Source organism: Micromonospora sp. NPDC005298 (assembly GCF_040607375.1).
Classification (GTDB): domain Bacteria; phylum Actinomycetota; class Actinomycetes; order Mycobacteriales; family Micromonosporaceae; genus Micromonospora.
The window spans coordinates 504,462-522,562 of the sequence record NZ_JBEXGP010000002.1; the positions used below are offsets into that span (position 1 = coordinate 504,462).

Sequence of the window (18,101 nt, forward strand, 5' to 3'; positions counted from 1 at the left end):
CTTCTGCGGCCACCACACATCCAAGGTCGGCGCTGTCGCTCCGCGCCCTGACGGAGAGTGCGGGGCGGGTGGGTAGGCTTGTCGGTGGGGAAGGGAGTTCGCTGGTGAGGGTTCTGGCGGCGATGTCGGGCGGTGTCGACTCGGCGGTGGCGGCGGCGCGGGCGGTGGCGGCCGGGCACGACGTGACAGGCGTGCACCTGGCGCTGGCCCGCAACCCGCAGACCTACCGCACCGGGGCCCGTGGCTGCTGCACCCTGGAGGACTCCCGCGACGCCCGGCGGGCCGCCGACGTGATCGGCATCCCGTTCTACGTGTGGGACATGGCCGACCGCTTCCACGAGGACGTGGTGGACGACTTCGTGGCCGAGTACGCCGCCGGTCGTACGCCGAATCCCTGCCTCCGGTGCAACGAGAAGATCAAGTTCGCGGCGGTGCTGGACCGGGCGGTGGCCCTGGGCTTCGACGCGGTGGTCACCGGGCACCACGCCCGACTCGGCCCGGACGGGCTGCTGCGCCGCAGCGTCGACGTGGCCAAGGACCAGTCGTACGTGCTGGCCGTGCTCACCCGCGAGCAGCTGGACCGGTCGATGTTCCCGCTCGGTGACTCGACCAAGGCGCAGGTCCGCGCGGAGGCCGCCGAGCGGGGCCTGGCGGTGGCCGACAAGCCGGACTCGCACGACATCTGCTTCATCGCCGACGGCGACACCCGGGGCTTCCTGGCCGGCCGGCTCGGCGAGGCGCCCGGCGACGTGGTGGACGCCAGCACCGGCGCGGTGGTGGGCAGCCACACCGGCGCGTACGCGTACACGGTGGGTCAGCGTCGTGGCCTGCACCTGGACCGGCCGGCGCCGGACGGGCGGCCCCGCTACGTGCTGTCCATCACGCCGAAGACCAACACGGTGACCGTCGGCCCGGCCGAGGCGTTGGAGGTGTCCGAGGTCCGGGCCGTCCGTCCGGTCTGGACCGGCGGCGCGCGCCCGGCCGCCCCGGTGGAGTGCGAGGTGCAGTTGCGGGCGCACGGCGACGTGGTGCCGGCCACCGTCGCCCTCGACGGCGACCTGCTGCACGCCGAGCTGCGCCGACCGGTACGCGGTGTCGCCGCAGGCCAGGCCATCGTGGCGTACCGGCCGGACCCGGCCGGCGACGTGGTCCTCGGCTCCGCCACCATCACCGGCTGACGGTCCGGTCGCCGCACGGCTCGCGCCCGCGGCGGGATAGCCTTCGGCCGTGACAGATCAGGCGTGGCCCTGGCCGGCCGGCGCGGCGACCGGAATTGGTTCGCTGCCCGGCACCGACATCGCCGAGGCGCAGCGGGTGGTCCTCGGTGAGCTTCCCGCGCTGCCCCATCTGCCCGAGTTGCCGGCCCGTGGACCGGGGGCCGACCTGGTCGGACGTACGGCCGGGCTGCTGGTCGAGCTGCCCGTGGAGTTGTACGCCGGTCGGTGGCGGGTCGCTCCCCGCCCGGGGCGGGACCTGCGTCGGTCCCGCGACCTGATGGAACGCGACCTGGACCAGCTCGCCGAGCAGGCCGAGGAGTACGCCGGTCCGATCAAGGTGCAGGCCGGCGGGCCACTCACCCTGGCCGCGGCGCTGGAGCTGCCGATCGGCGGCCGGCTGCTGCGCGATCCGGGCGCGGTCCGGGACCTGACCGGCTCCCTCGCCGAGGGTCTGCGCGCGCACGTGGCGGCGGTCGCCCGGCGGCTGCCCCGGGCCTCGGTGCTGCTCCAACTGGACGAACCGTCACTGCCGACGGTGCTGGCCGGGCGGGTGCCGACCGAGAGCGGGCTGGGCGCGTACCGGGCGGTCGAGTCGGCGGACGCGGCGGCGCTGCTGCGGACTGTCGTCGAGGCGGTCGGTGTGCCGACTGTGGTGCACTGCTGCGCCCCGGAGGTGCCGCTGGAGCTGATCCGTTCCACCGGCGCCACGGCGGTCGCCCTCGACCTCGACCTGGTCACCGATCTGGACCCGCTGGGTGAGGCCATCGACGCCGGCCTGGGGTTGCTGGCCGGGGCCGCGCCGACCCGGCCGCCGTCGGCCGGTGCCGTGCCGACCTCCGCGCAGGTCGCCGACCGGGTACGCCAGCTCTGGGACCGCCTCGGCTTTCCTCGCCGGCAGCTCGCCGAGCAGGTGGTCGTCACGCCCGCCTGCGGCCTGGCCGGGGCCACCCCGCAGTACGCCCGGGCGGTGCTCGCGGCGTGCCGGGACGCCGGCCGGCGGTTCACCGAGGACTGACGTTTCCTGTCGTACCGGGTGGGCAGGATGACGGTCATGGTTGGACAGCTGCGTTCAGTGGTGATCGACTGCCCCGATCCGCGGGCGTTGGGGGCGTTCTACGCCGAGTTGCTCGGCATCCCTCTGGTCGAGGGTGACTCCGACGACGAGTGGGTGGTGCTCGGCGGCCCACCCGGGCACCAGCCCCGGCTGGCGTTCCAGCGGGCGCTCAACCTGCGTCCGCCGGCCTGGCCCGATCCGGAGCGGCCCCAGCAGTTCCACATCGACGTGACCGTCGACGACATCGAGGCCGCCGAGAAGGCGGCGCTCGCCCTGGGCGCCCGGCGGCTGCCCGGTGAGGGTGAGGGCTGGCGGGTCTACGCGGATCCGGTCGGTCACCCGTTCTGTCTCTGCTGGGACTGAGCCGGGCGGGGTTGCGGCGGCCGGGCATCATGACCGCCGTGACCTCACCCTCCGCGCTGCGCGCCTCCGGCTCGCTGTTCGGTCTCGCCTACGGTGACGCGTTGGGCAAGCCGACCGAGTTCCTGTCCGTCGCCGAGATCCAGCGCCGCTACGGCCCGACCGGTCCCCGGGCGTTGTCCGGCGACCCGGCCCTGGTCACCGACGACACCCAGATGGCGTTGGCGGTGGGCGGGGCGCTGCACGAGGCGTCGTCGTTCACCCCGGAGGCGGTGGAGCCGTTGCTGCGGCGCCGCTTCGTGGCCTGGTCGGTCAGCCCGGACAACAACCGCGCCCCGGGCATGACCTGCCTGCGGGCCTGCGCCGAGTTGGGCCGAGGGCTGCCCTGGCAGGCGGCGACCGTTGTCGACTCCAAGGGGTGCGGGGCCAACATGCGGGTCACCCCGGTCGGGCTGCTCGACGTCGACGCGGACACGCTCGCCGGTCTGGCCCAGTTGCAGGCCGGGCTGACCCACGGCCATCCGACCGGGCTGGCCGCCAGCGAGCTGACCGCGTACGCGGTCCTCGTCCTGCGTGGCGGCGCCGGCCTGTCCGAGGTTCCCGGGATCCTCGTCGAGCGGGCGCGATCCCAGCGCGGGGTGTATCAGGAGCGCTGGCTCGGTGACCTGTGGCAGCGCGCCGGTGCCAGCACCCCGACGGCGTTCAGCAGCGCGGGCTGGGACGAGTGCCTGGCGGCGTTGGGCCGGCTGACCACAGCCCTGGAGCGGCCGGACGACGGCGGCGACCCGTGCCGGGCCACCGGTGAGGGCTGGGTTGCCGAGGAGGCGCTGGCCACCGCCTTGCTCTGCGCCGTACGGCACGCCGACGACCCGGTCTCCGCGCTGGCCCGGGGCGCCACCACCGCCGGCGATTCCGACTCGATCGCCGCCCTGGCCGGCGCGTTCGTGGGCGCGGCAGCCGGGATGGCGGCCTGGCCGGCCGGGTGGGCCGAGCGCATCGAGTACGCCGACCAGCTCGCCGCCCTCGGCGCCGCCTGGGACTGACCCGGTGGGCGTCAGCTGGTGGGCAGGTGGCGCAGGCCGCGGACCTTGCGCCACAGGTCGGCGTCGCAGCGGCCGGCGCGGTCGGCGAAGTCGGCCGCGCTGATCCGGACGGGTTCGGTCAGGCTCAGGTAACTGTCGTGCTCGGCACCCGGATCCCAGTCCCGGGTGGGGATCCGGACGTGGTCGTCGCGGTCGCTCTTGTCCTGACTGGTGATCTTCAGGACGTCGGCACCCCGCGAGTCGGCGCGCAGCACCAGACAGGGGCGTACCTTCGATCCGCTGCCGTCGGCGTACGGCACGTCCGCCCACCAGATCTCGCCGGCCGCCGGAGTGCCGCCCGCCCGGTCGCCGTCGCCCGACCGGGGCCGGCCCGCGTCGCGTGGGCGCGGTGGGGCGGGGCGACTGCCGCGGGTGTCCCGACCCGGTCGGGTGCCCGGAGGCCGGTTCGCCACCCGGTGCCGCCAACTGTTCCACGCCCAGCCGGCGGTCACCGCCAGCAGGATCACCGCCGCCCAGAGCAGCCCGTCGCGCATGCGTACCTCCTCGGTGCGACACCTGCCGCTTCGTCCGGCGATCCTCGCACGCGGCGGCCTGCCGCGCCCCTCGTGTCCGACGTGGGAAGCGCGGCAGAGCCCGGCAGCGCCCCGGGGCGACGCTCGGCGTCCGGTGGACACGAGACGGGCGGGTTTCACCGGCGCGGGCGGCCGGCGGATTGTCACCCCGGCCCGATACCGTGCCGGAGTAGCGTGATCAGGGAGGTCGCAGGCGTGTCCGAAGGTGGCGGGGTGTCCGAGGAGCAGATCGGTCAGCAGGTCAGCCCGGCTCAGGAGGCGGCGGCCGGCGCGGAGCCGCCGCCGCAGGCGCGCGAACGGCACGCCACCCTCAGCCGTGAGCTGACCGAGCATCAGTACCGCTACTACGTGCTTGACGCGCCGACCATCGCCGACGCCGAGTTCGACAGGCAGCTGCGCGAGCTGGAGGCACTGGAGGAGGAGTTCCCGGCGCTGCGGACGCCCGACTCCCCGACCCAGCGGGTAGGCGGCACGTTCTCCACCGACTTCACCCCGGTCACCCACGCCGAGCGGATGCTCTCCCTGGACAACGCCTTCGCCGACGAGGAGCTGGCCGCGTGGGCCGAGCGGGTCGAGCGGGACGCCGGTGGCCCGGTGCCCTACCTGTGCGAGCTCAAGGTCGACGGGCTGGCGATCAACCTCACCTACGAGGGTGGCCGGCTGGTCCGCGCGGCGACCCGGGGCGACGGCCGCACCGGCGAGGACGTCACTGCGAACGTGCGCAGCATCCGGGACGTGCCCGGCCAGCTCACCCCGTCCGCCGAATACCCCGACGTGCCCGAGCTGCTGGAGGTCCGGGGCGAGATCTACTTCCCGGTCGCCGGGTTCGCCGACCTCAACGCGGGGCTCGTCGAGCAGGGCCGTGCGCCCTTCGCCAACCCGCGTAACGCCGCCGCCGGCAGCCTGCGGCAGAAGGATCCACGGGTCACCGCCTCCCGTCCGCTGCGCCTGGTGGTGCACGGCATCGGCGCCCGGCGCGGGTTCCGGCCCACGGCACAGTCCGAGTCGTACGCGGCGCTCAAGGCGTGGGGGCTGCCGACCAGCGACCGCTGGCGGGTGGTGCCGGACCTGGCCGGTGTCGCGGAGTACATCGCCTACTACGCCGAGCACCGGCACGACGTCGAGCACGAGATCGACGGCGTGGTGGTCAAGGTCGACCCCGTCTCCATCCAGGGCCGGCTCGGCTCGACCAGCCGGGCGCCGCGCTGGGCCATCGCCTTCAAGTACCCGCCGGAGGAGGTGACCACCAAGCTCCTCGACATCGACGTCAACGTGGGGCGTACCGGCCGGGTCACCCCGTTCGCCGTGCTCGAGCCGGTGCGGGTGGCCGGCTCCACGGTTGCGCTCGCCACCCTGCACAACGCCCGCGAGGTCGAGCGCAAGGGCGTGCTGATCGGCGACACGGTGGTGCTGCGCAAGGCCGGCGACGTGATCCCCGAGGTGCTCGGCCCGGTGGTCGACCTGCGGCCCGCCGACGCCCGGCCGTTCGTCATGCCGACCAGCTGCCCGGCCTGCGGCACCCCGCTCGCGCCGTCCAAGGAGGGCGACGTCGACATCCGCTGCCCCAACACCCGCAGCTGCCCGGCCCAGCTGCGCGAGCGGGTGTTCCACCTCGCCGGCCGGGGCGGCTTCGACATCGAGGTGCTCGGCTACAAGGGTGCGGCGGCCCTGCTCGACGCGGAGATCATCACCGATGAGGGTGACCTCTTCCAGCTCGACGCCGAGCAGTTGTCGCGGTCCCCGTTCTTCGTCAACAAGGACGGCAGCCTGGGCAGCAACGCGGTCAAGCTGCTCGACAACCTGGCGGTGGCCCGGGAACGGGACCTGTGGCGGGTGCTGGTGGCGCTCTCCATCCGGCACGTCGGCCCGACCGCGGCCCAGGCGCTCGCTCGGCACTTCCGCTCGATGGACGCCATCGACGCGGCCAGCGAGGAGGAGCTGTCCTCGGTCGACGGGGTCGGCCCGACCATCGCGGCGAGCATCCGGGAGTGGTTCGCGGTGGACTGGCACCGCGAGGTGGTCCGCAAGTGGGCCGAGGCGGGCGTACGGATGGCCGAGGAGGCGGTGGACGAGGGGCCGCGCCCGTTGGAGGGGATGACCGTGGTGGTGACCGGCACGCTCGCCGGTTTCTCCAGGGATCAGGCCGCCGAGGCGGTGCAGAGCCGGGGCGGGAAGGTCAGCGGGTCGGTCTCCAAGAAGACGAGTTTCGTGGTGGTGGGGGACAACCCCGGATCCAAGGCCGACAAGGCGGCCAGCCTCAAGGTGCCGGTGCTCGACGAGGACGGGTTCCGGCTGCTGCTGGACGCCGGTCCGGACGCCGCCCGGGAGGTCGCCCGCGTCGAGGGCTGACCTCGCGGCGGCCCGGCGCGTATACCAACTTAATTACGACTACGACCGATTCGTGACTGTCATACCGGGAAAGCTGGGGCCGAGGGCGTTTCATTGGGTCACGGCGTGCGCACCGGCACGTCGACTGTCGGTCGGGAGGTGTGGTGGAGGTCGCGGACCCGCGCAACTCGCTACCGCCCGGCCGGGTGGCGCCGTTCGCCACCTTCGTCGGCGGCATCCTGGCGGTGGCCGCGCTGACCGCCGCCGGTCCACTCGCGACGCTTCCGGCCGAGCTGTCCCGGCTGCCGGTGGCGTTCTGGACGATGGCCGCCCTCGCCGTGGTGTGCGACGCCCGCCCGTTCGTTCCGCCCGGACGCCGGCAGACCTCGGCGGTCTTCCCGTCCACCTGCTTCACCTTCGCGATCCTGCTCGGTTGGGGCCTCGGCCCGGCGGTGGCCGTGCAGGCGGTCGGGGTGGTGGTGTCCGGGTGGCGGATGCGGCACGCCCCGTGGCGGACCGCGTTCAACGTCGGCCAGTACGCCTGCGCCCTCGCCGCCGCGTACGGCGTCCTGCGACTCGGGCCGGGCATGGTCTTCTCCGGCGGTCGGCTGCACTGGACCGACGTCGCCGCGATAGGTGGCGCCACGGCGGCCTGGTTCGCGGTCAACTACGGGCTGGTCAGCTGGGCGGTACGACTGCGCTTCGGCGACCGGTGGTTGCCCACCCTGCGCCAGGGTCTCGGCTTCGAGCTGCTGTCCACCGGCTCGTTGCTGCTGCTCGCGCCGGTGCTGGTCGCCGCCGCGCGGGTCAGCGCGGCGCTGATCCCGCTGGTGCTGGTGCCGCTCTTCGCCGTGTACCGGATGGCCCGGCTGACCGTCGAGCAGCAGCACCTCGCCGCCGCCGACCCGCTCACCGGGCTGCCCAACCGCAAGGCACTGCTGACCGAGGTGGCGGAGCAGGTGCACCTGCACGCCGAGCGGACCGCCCGTGGCGAACCCGACGGTCACCTGGCGTTGCTGCTGATCGACCTGGACCGGTTCAAGAACGTCAACGACGCGCTCGGGCACGCGGTGGGTGACCGACTGCTGGTCGAGGTCAGCGCCCGGCTCACCGACGTCCAGCCGCGACCGCAGATGGTCGCCCGCCTCGGCGGGGACGAGTTCGCGGTCGTCATGACCGGGCTGACCGACGCCGCTCAGGCGCGCGAACTGGCCGACCGGGTGGTGCAGGCGCTGGCCGAGCCGGTGCCGCTGGACGGTCTGCCACTGGACGTGGGCGGCTCGATCGGGATCGCCCTGTTCCCCGAGCACGGTGACGACTTCGCGACCCTGATGCGCCACGCCGACGTGGCGATGTACGACGCGAAGCACCGCAACGACACGGTCGCCGTGTACGCCCCGGAGTCCGACCACAACTCCGCCGAGCGGCTCGGTCTCCTGGCCGATCTGCGTCGGGTGCTGGAGGCGGGTCCGTCGACCGACGACATGTTCGACGCGTCGTCCGCCGCGCAGGGCCAGCGGACGCGATCCGAGGCGGGCGCGGACGTGCCCGTCGACGTTCCCGACGTACCCCTGGACAGGGCGGCGGAGGTGCGCGGCGGCGACGGCGCGGCGCTGCCCACCGGGGCCGAGACCAGGTCGCCCGGCGACCCGGCGCCGGTGGTCGCCACGGCGCCGAGGCTCGGCGGCCGCTGGTGGGGTCGCCGCCGGCGCTCCGACGCCGAGCTCGCGCACGCCGACGAGCTGATCAATCGGATCGCGACGAGCGCCGACCCCATCCGGGGCCGCAACGCCCGCGCGGTGGTCCCCGGCAGCCGACCCGGTCAGGTCCGGGACCGGCACTCCGGCGGCGGCCGGCGGCCCCGGAACGGCGGTGCCGTGCCCGCGCCGGAGCGCGGCGGACCGGTGCGGCGGGGCGACGGCGGCCCGGGAACGCAGCCGACCGAGCCGTCCGGGTGGGCGCACGAGCCCGGTGAGATGGCCGACGACGCCGGTGAGATCACCATGTACTACCAGCCGCAGATCGCCATCGCGACAGGTGAGGTGGTGGGCGTCGAGGCGTTGCTGCGGTGGCGACACCCGCGCCGGGGCATGGTCGACCCGGAGGAGCTGATCCGGGTCGCCGAGCAGAGCGCGGTGATGCGGCTGCTGACCCGGCGGGTCGTCGACGACGTCGTGGAGCAGCTCGCCAAGTGGTCGGCGGCCGGCATCGGGTTGCGCGCGGCCCTCAACGTGAGCGTCCGCGACCTGCACACCGGTGAGATCGCCGACCAGATCGCCGACCGCCTGGCCCGCTACGGGGTACCAGCCGAGCGACTGCAACTGGAGATCACCGAGGGCGCGCTGATGGCCGACCCCCGCCGGGTGCTGGCCACCATCTCCCGGCTGCACCGGATCGGCGTGGCCATCGCCCTTGACGACTTCGGCACCGGCTACTCGTCCCTGCAACACCTGCGCCGGTTGCCGCTGTCCGAGGTGAAGGTGGACCGCTCGTTCGTACTCGGCATGGCCGACGACGCCGACGACGCGGCCATCGTCCGGTCGATGATCGAACTGGCGGGCGCTCTGGGGCTGCGGGTGGTCGCCGAGGGCGTGGAGGACGAGCGGACCTGGCGGATGCTGCACGCCGCCGGCTGCGACGCGGCCCAGGGCTGGTTCTACGCCCGGCCGATGCCCGCCGAGGAGCTGGTCACCTGGCTGGCCCGGTACCGGCCGGTCCGCCCCAGCGGCGGCCCCGAGCCGGACGCCGGCCGCCGACTGACCCGCTGACCCGCCCGCCGACCCACCCGAGCAGCCGGCGGAGGGGGCGGAACAATAGACTCGCTCCGGTCACCGCGCGTCACGCCGTACGCGCCGCGCGGCCGGCACACCGCCCGATCAGCAGGACATCAGAAGGGGGCACGGATGGCCGCCATCTCCCGCGAGGAGGTCGCGCACCTGGCGCGCCTGTCGCGGCTCGCCGTCACCGAGGAGGAGCTGGACACCTTCGCCGGCCAGCTCGACGTGATCCTCCAGGCGGTCGCCCAGGTCGGCGAGGTCGCCGCCGCGGACATCCCGCCGACCTCGCACTCGGTGCCGCTGACCAACATCTTCCGCGAGGACGTCGTGACGCCGTGCCTCACCCCGCAGGAGGTGCTGTCGGGTGCGCCGGACGCCGAGGACCAGCGTTTCCGCGTACCGCGGATCCTGAGCGAGGACGTGGCATCGTGAGTGACCTGACCAGATTGACCGCGACGGAGATCGCCGCGCTGGTCGCCGGCGGCGAGACCTCCGCCGTCGAGGTGACCCGGGCGCACCTGGACCGGATCGCCGCCGTCGACGACCGAGTGCACGCCTTCCTGCACGTGGACACCGACGGCGCGTTGGCCGCCGCCCGCGCCGTGGACGAGCGCCGGGCCGCCGGCGAGGAACTGGGCCCCCTGGCGGGTGTACCGGTCGCCGTGAAGGACGTGCTCGCCACCCGGGGCGTCCCCACCACCGTGGGCTCGAAGATCCTGGAGGGCTGGCGCCCGCCGTACGACGCGACGATCGTGCAGCGGCTGCGCGAGGCCGGCACGGTGATGCTCGGCAAGACGAACATGGACGAGTTCGCGATGGGCTCCTCCACCGAGTACTCCGCGTACGGGCCGACGCACAACCCGTGGGACCTGGACCGGATCCCGGGCGGCTCGGGCGGTGGCAGCGCCGCCGCGCTGGCCGCGTACGAGGCGCCGCTGGCGATCGGCTCGGACACCGGTGGCTCGATCCGCCAGCCCGGCGCGGTCACCGGCACCGTCGGCGCGAAGCCCACCTACGGCGGCACCTCCCGGTACGGCCTGGTGGCCTTCTCCTCGTCGTTGGACACCCCCGGCCCGTGCGCCCGGAACGTCCTCGACGCGGCCCTGCTGCACCAGGTGATCGGCGGGCACGACCCGCGCGACTCCACGTCGATCCCGCAGCCGGTGCCGGACGTGGTGGCGGCGGCGAAGCTGGGCGCGACCGGCGACCTGACCGGCGTACGGCTCGGCATCGTCAGCGAGTTCGTCGGCGAGGGCGCCGAGCCGGGCGTGATGACGGCGTTCCGCGAGTCGGTGGACGCCCTGGCGAAGATGGGCGCGGAGATCGTCGAGATCTCCTGCCCGACGTTCGCGTACGCCCTGCCGGCGTACTACCTGATCGCCCCGAGCGAGTGCTCCTCCAACCTGGCCCGGTTCGACGGCGTCCGCTTCGGTCTGCGGGTCGGCGACGACGGCAACCGGTCGCTGGAGGAGGTCATGTCGCTGACCCGGGAGACCGGCTTCGGCCCCGAGGTCAAGCGCCGCATCATGATCGGCACGTACGCGCTGTCGTCGGGGTACTACGACGCGTACTACGGGCAGGCGCAGAAGGTCCGGACGCTGATCACGCGGGACTTCACCGCCGCGTTCGAGCGGGTCGACGCGTTGATCTCGCCGACCACGCCGTCGGTGGCGTTCCCGATCGGCGCGCGGACCGCCGACCCGTACCAGATGTACCTGGCCGACCTGTACACCATTCCGACGAACCTGTACGGCGGGCCGGGCATCTCGGTGCCCTGCGGCCTCTCCGAGGGGCTGCCCGTGGGCCTGCAGGTGATGGCCCCGACGATGGCCGACGACCGGATGTACCGGGTCGCCGCCGCGTTGGAGTCCGCGGTCGGCACGTTCACCCCACCGGCACTGTGAGGCAGGAGCCCAGATGACGACGACGCTTCCCGCGTACGACGAGGTCGTCGCGCGCTACGAACCGGTGATCGGCCTGGAGACCCACGTCGAGCTGGGCACGAACACCAAGATGTTCTGTGGCTGCCCGACCGACTTCGGTGGCGAGCCGAACACCCGGGTCTGCCCGGTGTGCCTGGGCCTGCCCGGGTCGCTGCCGGTGGCCAACAAGGCGGCCATCGAGGCGATCATCCGGATCGGCCTGGCGCTGAACTGCTCGATCGCCGAGTGGTGCCGCTTCGCCCGCAAGAACTACTTCTACCCGGACATGCCGAAGAACTTCCAGATCAGCCAGTACGACGAGCCGATCTGCGTCGACGGCTACCTGGACGTCGAGGTGGGCGGCGAGACGGTGCGGATCGAGATCGAGCGGGTGCACCTGGAGGAGGACACCGGCAAGACGCTGCACGTGGGCGGCGCCACCGGCCGCATCCACGGCGCGACGGAGTCGCTCGTCGACTACAACCGGGCCGGCATCCCGCTGGTGGAGATCGTCACCAGGCCGATCGCGGGCACCGGTGCGCTCGCGCCCGACGTGGCCAAGGCGTACGTCGCCGAGCTGCGCGACGTGATCCGCACCCTCGGCGTCTCCGACGTGCGGATGGAGGAGGGTTCGCTGCGTTGCGACGTGAACACCTCGCTCAACCTGCCGGGCCAGGAGTGGGGCACCCGTACCGAGACGAAGAACGTCAACTCGCTGCGGTCGGTGGAGCGGGCGGTCCGCTCCGAGATGCTGCGGCAGGCATCGGTGCTCGACGCGGGTGGCCGGATCACCCAGGAGACCCGGCACTTCCACGAGGACACCGGTGACACCACCCCCGGGCGTTCGAAGGAGACGGCCACCGACTACCGGTACTTCCCGGAGCCGGACCTGGTGCCGATCGCCCCGGACCGGGCCTGGGTCGCCGAGTTGAAGGCCGCCCTGCCGGAGCTGCCCCGGGTGCACCGGCGTCGGCTCCAGCAGCAGTGGGGGCTCTCGGACCTGGACATGCAGTCGGTGCTCAATGCCGGTGCGGTCGAGCTGATCGAGGCCACCGTGGCCGCCGGCACCACCCCGGCGGCGGCCCGCAAGTGGTGGCTCGGTGAGCTGTCCCGGCGGGCCAACGAGAGCGGCGTGGAGCTGGCCGACATCGGGGCCACCCCGGCGCAGGTCGCCGAGTTGCAGGGTCTGGTCGACGCCGGCAAGCTCAACGACAAGATGGCCCGTACGGTGCTGGAGGGCGTGGTCGACGGTGAGGGTTCGCCCACCGAGATCATGACCAGTCGGGGCCTGGAGGTGGTGTCGGACACCGGCGCGCTGACGGCCGCCGTGGACGAGGCCATCGCCGCCAACCCGGGCATCGCCGACAAGATCCGCAGTGGCAAGGTCGCCGCGGCCGGTGCCCTGGTCGGCGCGGTCATGAAGACCACCCGTGGGCAGGCCGACGCCGCAGCCGTCCGCACGCTGATCCTGGAGCGCCTCGGCGTCCAGGGCTGATCGGTTAGGAAGGGCCCCTTCTTATGCACCAGGCGTTAAGAAGGGGCCCTTCCTTGCACCCCCTGCACCTGCTTGGGCGTCAACGGCGACGCCCGGATGGAGTCACCGTGAACCAGCACGACCTCGATGTCCTCGACGAGATCCAGCGGCGGGTGCTCTGGCTAGCCACCCGGATCGTGGACGCCGCCAACCACGACCGGACCACCGGCGACGGGGTGAAGGTCGGCGGTCACCAGGCGTCGAGCGCCTCGCTCGTCACCGCGATGACCGCGTTGTGGTTCGCGCACCTGGACGCCGAGGACCGGGTCGCCGTGAAGCCGCACGCGTCGCCGGTGTTCCACGCCATCCAGTACCTGCTCGGCAACCTGGACCGCTCCTACCTGCCCCGGCTGCGGGCCCGGGGTGGCCTCCAGTCGTACCCGTCGCGCACCAAGGACCCGGACGAGGTGGACTTCTCCACCGGTTCGGTCGGCCTGGGCGCGGCGGCGCCGCTCTTCGCCGCCGCCACCCGGCGTTACGTGGACGCGCACTTCGGGGCCCGGCCGCACTCCCGGTTCGTGGCGCTGATCGGTGACGCCGAGCTGGACGAGGGGAACATCTGGGAGGCGGTGGCCGACCCGGCGACCGTCGGGCTGGGCAACGTCATGTGGCTCGTCGATTTCAACAGGCAGTCGCTGGACCGGGTGGTGCCGGGCATCCGCATCAACCAGTGGCGGGGGCAGTTCGAGGCGGCCGGCTGGCACGTCGTGGAGGTCAAGTACGGCCGCAAGCTCGCCGAGGCGTACGCCCGGCCGGGCGGCGAGGCGTTGCGCGACTGGATCGACGCGATGCCCAACGAGCAGTACCAGTCGCTGTTCGGGCTGGACGGCGAGGTGTTGCGCAAGCAGTTCCTGGACGGCGCCCCGGCGGGCATCGCGGAGTTCATCGCCGACATCCCGGACCGGGAGCTGGGCCCGCTCGTCACCGACCTGGGCGGGCACGACCTGGCCGCGATGCTCGACGCGTACGCCCAGTGCGACGCGGTCACCGACCGGCCCAGCGTCGTCTTCGCGTACACGGTGAAGGGGTGGGGTCTGCCCATCGCCGGCAATCCGCGCAACCACTCGGCGCTGCTCAGCACCGAGCAGGTGGACACGCTGCGGGCCGCGCAGGGCCTGACCCGGGACACCGAGTGGGACCGCCTCGACCCGGCGTCACCCGGCGGCATCCGGGCCGGCGCCCGCCGCGAGGCGCTGTCCCGCGCGCCGCGCGAGCGCGCGCTGGGGGTCACCGTTCCGGAGAGCACGGGAGTACGCGCCAACAAGCCGATCTCCACGCAGGAGGTCTTCGGTCGGGTGCTGGTGGACCTGGCCCGGGACCGGGAGGTCGGGCGTTACCTGGTGACCACCGCCCCGGACGTGGCCACCTCCACCAACCTGGCCGGGTTCATCAACAAGACCGGGGTGTTCGCCCCCACCGAGCAGCGTTCCTGGACCGAGGACCGGATGCTGCGCTGGACCGAGAGCCCCTCCGGGCAGCACATCGAGCTGGGCATCTCGGAGATGAACCTGTTCCTGCTGCTGGGTCAGCTCGGACTGTCGTGGGACCTGTCCGGGCAGCCGCTGCTGCCGGTCGGCACCGTCTATGACCCGTTCGTGCTGCGCGGCCTGGACGCGTTCCTGTACGGCACGTACTCCGGCTCCCGGTTCGTGGTGGCCGGCACCCCGTCGGGCATCACCCTGGCCCCGGAGGGCGGCGCACACCAGTCCACCATCACCGCGTCGGTCGGCCTGGAGCTGCCGGGGGTGACGTTCCTCGAACCGGCGTACGCGGCGAGCCTCGACTGGCTGCTCTGCGACGCGCTCGGGCAGATCGCCGGCGGGTCGACTCCGGTGGCGACGGCCGCGCCCGCCGAGGACGGCGCGTACTACTTCCGGCTCAGCACCCGTCCACTGGACCAGGCGCCGTTCGAGGCGGCCCGGACCCGGCTCGGTGACGCGGTGTTGCGCCGGCAGGTGGTCGCCGGGGCGTACCGCCTCGTCGACGCGCACCAGGCGTACCCGCACCTGGCCGACGCGCCGGTGGTGCAGTTGGCCGCGTCCGGCGCGGTGCTGCCCGAGGTGCTGGCCGCCGCGGCCGAGCTGGCCGAGGAGGGCGTCGCGGCGCACGTGGTCGACGTGACGAGTCTCGACCGGCTGTACCGGGCGTGGCAGCGCACCCTGCGCCAGGGCGTACGCACCGCGACCGTGCCCAGCGTGCCGGGCGCCCTGCGGTCCGCGTTCGCCGACCGCGTGCCGGTGGTGACCGTGCACGACGCGGCGTCGCACGCGATGGCCTGGCTCGGGTCGGCGGTCGGTGCTCCGGCGGTACCGCTCGGTGTGGACGAGTTCGGTCAGTCGGGCACCGTGGCGGAGCTGTACGAGGTGCACGACCTGCTGCCCGGCAGCATCGTCAACGCGGCGCTGGCCGCCATCGCCCTGCGCTGATCCCGGCGCCCCCGGCCCGCGCTCAGCGGGTCGGGGTCGGGGTGACCGAGGCGGGCGCGCCGGCGGTCGGGGCCTGCACCACGTGCCGTTCCAGGTTGACCTGGGCCTGCCCGGTGCCGCCGACGGTGATGTCGTCGTACGCCTGGAGCATCTTGTCCTGGTCGAAGTAGAGCACGGTCATGGACAGCGGGGTGGGCTTCTCACCCTCCAGGCCGCGCAGCCCGGCGCCGCCGGTGGAGCCCTCCACCATCAGGGTGGTGGGCTGCTGCCCGGGGGCCTCGGGCAGCTTGGAGACCTGTCGCGCGTGGGTGTGCCCGGCCAGCACCAGCGGGCAGGTGCCGGCGAGCGGCCCGGCCGACGCCGGGTCGTGCACCAGCGCGATGTTCACCGGCCGGGGTGCGCGGCGCACCGTGGTGGCGAGCTGCTCGCCGGCGCCGATCACCTGGTCGGCGACCTGCTGGGTCAGGCCGCTGCCGGCCGGTGAGGTGTTCTTGTCCGGGGTGAAGCGGGGGTCGCCGATGCCGGCGATGGTCAACCCGGCCACCGTCGTCGTCGAGTTGTTCAGGACGATCGCGTTCGGTTGGCGGGCGACGGCGGCGGCGGTCTTACCCGAGTCGTGGTTGCCCCGGATGAAGACGTACGGCTTCTTGAGCAGGCCGATCGAGCCGACGAAGGACGCCTCCGGTTCGCTGCCCCAGTCGGTGATGTCGCCGGTGTCGATCACCACGTCGATGCCGAACTGCTCCACCACCGTCCGGATCAACTGCCAGCCGGTCGGGTTGAGGTGCATGTCGGAGACGTGCAGCACCCGGGTGGTGCCGGGGGTGGGCTCCAGCAACGGGAGCGCCGAGACGGTGGTGTAGAGCTGACTGACGTTGCCGACGAGGCGTTGCAGCTGCTCGGCGTACTTGGTGTAGTCGTTGGCGATGCGGCGGGCGTCACCGACGATGGCCGGGGCGTTGACCAGCAGCCCCTCGTAGCGCGGCTCCTCGATGGCCTGGGGGCGCAGGGTCGCCGCCGCCGCGCCGAGGCTGCCGGCCGTGACGAGCAGGGCCAGCCCACCCGCCCAGGCGGTCCGCCGTACGTCGCGGAAGACCAACCCGGCCAGGAGCAGGGTGACGAGCACCGACGAGGCGAGGGTCCGCAGGCCGAGGCGCATCACGCCGGTGCGGACGTCCTCGACGGCGCTCTGGCTGGCCCGGCTGATGCTGGCCGGGTCGTCGAGCAGCGCCTCGGTGCGGCTCTGGTCCAGCGCGCCCAGCCGTACGGTGAGGTGGACCGGCCCGTCGTGGCTGTCCAGCAGCAGCGCGCCGAGCGGCGGCACGTCGACAGTGGTGCCGCCGGCGCTGGCCGGGGTGAGGGCGAGGTTGGCGCGGAACGGCCCGATGTCGGTGTCCACGTGCCCGCCGGCCAGCACCCCGAGCGCCGCCCCCACCAGGCCGACGGCGAGGACGGCGAGGATCACCCCGGTCCGCCGCAGCGGGCCGGGCCGGTTGCCCACGGGCGACGACGGGTCGGCGCCGGTCACCGGGTCGTCGCCCCGGCCTCCGGTCTCGTCATGCTGCTCGTCGTGCTGCCCGTCCATGCTGAGATTCTGACCTGCCCGTCGGGAGATCTTGGCAAACCTGAACGGATGGTGACAAGGATCAGCTGCGACCGCCGTCGCCGCCGGCGAACACCACCCGCAGCAACCGGTCGTCGTCGGCCGCCGGATCGCCCCGGCCGTCGTGGTTCGAGGTGCTCACCCAGAGCGATCCGTCCGGGGCGGCGGCCACCGCCCGCAGCCGGCCGTACCGGTTGGTGAGCAGTTCGCTGGGCTGGCCGAGCAGGGTGCCCGTGTCGGTCACCTCCAGCACCCACAGCCGCTTGCCCCGCAGGCAGCCGGTGACCAGCAGCCGGTCCGTGGCGGCCAGCCCCGAGCAGGACGCGTCCGAGGTCGCCCACTGCGTGATCGGGTCGACGTATTTACGGTCACCCGCCCGCCCCTCCACCTGCGGCCAGCCGTAGTTGCCGCCCCTGGTGATCTGGTTGATCTCGTCCCAGGTGTTCTGGCCGAACTCGACCGCGTACATCCGCTTGCCCGCGTCCCAGGTGAAGCCCTGCACGTTGCGGTGGCCGAGGGACCACACCGGGGAGCCGGGGTACGGGTTGCCCGCCGCGGGTTTGCCGTCCCGGGTGACCCGCAGGATCTTGCCGCCGAGGCTCTTCGTGTCCTGGGCGAGGGGGCGTTCCCCGGCGTCACCGGTGCTGACGTAGAGCTGCCCGTCCGGGCCGAAGCCCAGCCCGCCGCCGTTGTGCACGTTGGCCTTGGGGATGCCGGTGAGGATCGGCGTGGGCTGCCCGCCGACCTGCAGCCGGGCGACCCGGTTGTCCTGCTCGGTGGTGTAGTAGACGAAGACCGTGCGGTCCTGCGCGTAGGCCGGGGAGACGGCGATGCCGAGCAGGCCGCCCTCGCCCGCCGCCGCCACGTCGCTGATCGTCTGCACCACCCGGACCCGCAGCCCGTCCGGCCCGGACTCGGGGCCGACCTGGAGGATCCGGCCGCTGTCGCGTTCGGTCACCAGCGCGCCGCCGTCCGGCAGGAAGGCGATGCCCCAGGGCACCCGCAGCCCCTTGGCGAGCACCGTCGTCACCGCCTGCCGACCGGCGCCGCCGGGGTTCGCCGACGTCGACGGGGTCGGCAGGTTGGGCGGCTCACCGGCCGGGTCCGGCTCCGGCTCACCGAAGCTGCAACCCGTGGTGAACAGCAGCGCCGCGCAGGACGCCGCGAGGACCGCCCGGAGGCGGCGGACGCGAGGGTACGGGGGACGGGCGCTCACCCGGCCCAGGGTATCCCGCCGGACAGCCCGCCCGGGTCCGACAGATGCG

Annotated in this window: 13 protein-coding genes; 10 read left to right on the forward strand and 3 right to left on the reverse strand. The window is 73.5% G+C overall.

Features of this window, described 5'->3' with window-relative positions:
- Positions 1 to 104: 104 nt before the first annotated feature.
- From mnmA to ABZS77_RS07070, 4 genes are read left to right on the forward strand one after another with little or no spacing between them, the layout of a single operon-like run.
- A complete protein-coding gene (mnmA, locus tag ABZS77_RS07055; RefSeq protein ID WP_354818503.1) occupies positions 105 to 1,178 on the forward strand; it encodes a tRNA 2-thiouridine(34) synthase MnmA in 1,074 nt (357 codons plus the stop codon).
- A 49-nt stretch (positions 1,179 to 1,227) separates the two neighbouring features.
- Positions 1,228 to 2,232 (forward strand): methionine synthase, encoded by a 1,005-nt coding sequence (locus tag ABZS77_RS07060; protein WP_354818506.1) that lies wholly within the window; start codon positions 1,228 to 1,230, stop codon positions 2,230 to 2,232.
- Positions 2,233 to 2,268: 36 nt separating this feature from the next.
- Complete coding sequence (locus ABZS77_RS07065; RefSeq protein WP_354818509.1) at positions 2,269 to 2,634, forward strand: VOC family protein; 366 nt, start codon at positions 2,269 to 2,271, stop codon at positions 2,632 to 2,634.
- A gap of 29 nt (positions 2,635 to 2,663) precedes the next feature.
- Positions 2,664 to 3,674: an ADP-ribosylglycohydrolase family protein gene (locus ABZS77_RS07070; RefSeq protein ID WP_354818512.1), complete on the forward strand. Its 1,011-nt coding sequence runs from the start codon at positions 2,664 to 2,666 to the stop codon at positions 3,672 to 3,674.
- Positions 3,675 to 3,685: 11 nt separating this feature from the next.
- Here the strand turns inward: ABZS77_RS07070 and ABZS77_RS07075 are convergent, their stop codons facing one another.
- Positions 3,686 to 4,207: a type II toxin-antitoxin system PemK/MazF family toxin gene (locus ABZS77_RS07075; protein ID WP_354818515.1), complete on the reverse strand. Its 522-nt coding sequence runs from the start codon at positions 4,205 to 4,207 to the stop codon at positions 3,686 to 3,688.
- A 252-nt stretch (positions 4,208 to 4,459) separates the two neighbouring features.
- Between ABZS77_RS07075 and ligA the strand changes: the two genes are divergently transcribed.
- The 6 genes from ligA (at position 4,460) to ABZS77_RS07105 (ending at position 15,233) form a co-directional block, all read left to right on the forward strand.
- Positions 4,460 to 6,595, forward strand: a complete 2,136-nt coding sequence (gene ligA, locus ABZS77_RS07080) for an NAD-dependent DNA ligase LigA (protein WP_354818518.1) — start codon at positions 4,460 to 4,462, stop codon at positions 6,593 to 6,595.
- 143 nt (positions 6,596 to 6,738) lie between these two features.
- Positions 6,739 to 9,342 carry a bifunctional diguanylate cyclase/phosphodiesterase gene (locus ABZS77_RS07085; RefSeq protein ID WP_354818521.1) on the forward strand — a complete coding sequence of 868 codons (2,604 nt, stop codon included), beginning with the start codon at positions 6,739 to 6,741 and terminating at the stop codon, positions 9,340 to 9,342.
- Between the two features lie 135 nt (positions 9,343 to 9,477).
- Positions 9,478 to 9,783 carry an Asp-tRNA(Asn)/Glu-tRNA(Gln) amidotransferase subunit GatC gene (gatC, locus tag ABZS77_RS07090; protein WP_139586470.1) on the forward strand — a complete coding sequence of 102 codons (306 nt, stop codon included), beginning with the start codon at positions 9,478 to 9,480 and terminating at the stop codon, positions 9,781 to 9,783.
- Positions 9,780 to 11,255, forward strand: a complete 1,476-nt coding sequence (gatA, locus tag ABZS77_RS07095; protein ID WP_354818524.1) for an Asp-tRNA(Asn)/Glu-tRNA(Gln) amidotransferase subunit GatA — start codon at positions 9,780 to 9,782, stop codon at positions 11,253 to 11,255. Before gatC ends, gatA begins: the two co-directional genes overlap by 4 nt.
- Before the next feature lie 13 nt (positions 11,256 to 11,268).
- Positions 11,269 to 12,768: an Asp-tRNA(Asn)/Glu-tRNA(Gln) amidotransferase subunit GatB gene (gatB, locus tag ABZS77_RS07100; protein ID WP_354818527.1), complete on the forward strand. Its 1,500-nt coding sequence runs from the start codon at positions 11,269 to 11,271 to the stop codon at positions 12,766 to 12,768.
- Between the two features lie 107 nt (positions 12,769 to 12,875).
- Complete coding sequence (locus ABZS77_RS07105; RefSeq protein WP_354818530.1) at positions 12,876 to 15,233, forward strand: pyruvate dehydrogenase; 2,358 nt, start codon at positions 12,876 to 12,878, stop codon at positions 15,231 to 15,233.
- A 22-nt stretch (positions 15,234 to 15,255) separates the two neighbouring features.
- Here the strand turns inward: ABZS77_RS07105 and ABZS77_RS07110 are convergent, their stop codons facing one another.
- Positions 15,256 to 16,818 (reverse strand): metallophosphoesterase, encoded by a 1,563-nt coding sequence (locus ABZS77_RS07110; RefSeq protein WP_354818533.1) that lies wholly within the window; start codon positions 16,816 to 16,818, stop codon positions 15,256 to 15,258.
- Positions 16,819 to 16,879: 61 nt separating this feature from the next.
- Positions 16,880 to 18,052, reverse strand: coding sequence for a PQQ-dependent sugar dehydrogenase (locus ABZS77_RS07115; RefSeq protein ID WP_354818536.1), 1,173 nt, complete (start codon positions 18,050 to 18,052; stop codon positions 16,880 to 16,882).
- Positions 18,053 to 18,101 lie beyond the last annotated feature (49 nt).

Excerpts from the sequence above, each read along its gene's own strand:
- ABZS77_RS07075 (WP_354818515.1), bottom strand. The coding sequence starts at position 4,207 with ATGCGCGACGGGCTGCTCTGGGCGGCGGTGATCCTGCTGGCGGTGACC.
- gatB (WP_354818527.1), top strand. The coding sequence starts at position 11,269 with ATGACGACGACGCTTCCCGCGTACGACGAGGTCGTCGCGCGCTACGAA.
- ABZS77_RS07065 (WP_354818509.1), top strand. The coding sequence starts at position 2,269 with ATGGTTGGACAGCTGCGTTCAGTGGTGATCGACTGCCCCGATCCGCGG.
- ABZS77_RS07070 (WP_354818512.1), top strand. The coding sequence starts at position 2,664 with ATGACCGCCGTGACCTCACCCTCCGCGCTGCGCGCCTCCGGCTCGCTG.
- ABZS77_RS07110 (WP_354818533.1), bottom strand. The coding sequence starts at position 16,818 with ATGGACGGGCAGCACGACGAGCAGCATGACGAGACCGGAGGCCGGGGC.
- gatC (WP_139586470.1), top strand. The coding sequence starts at position 9,478 with ATGGCCGCCATCTCCCGCGAGGAGGTCGCGCACCTGGCGCGCCTGTCG.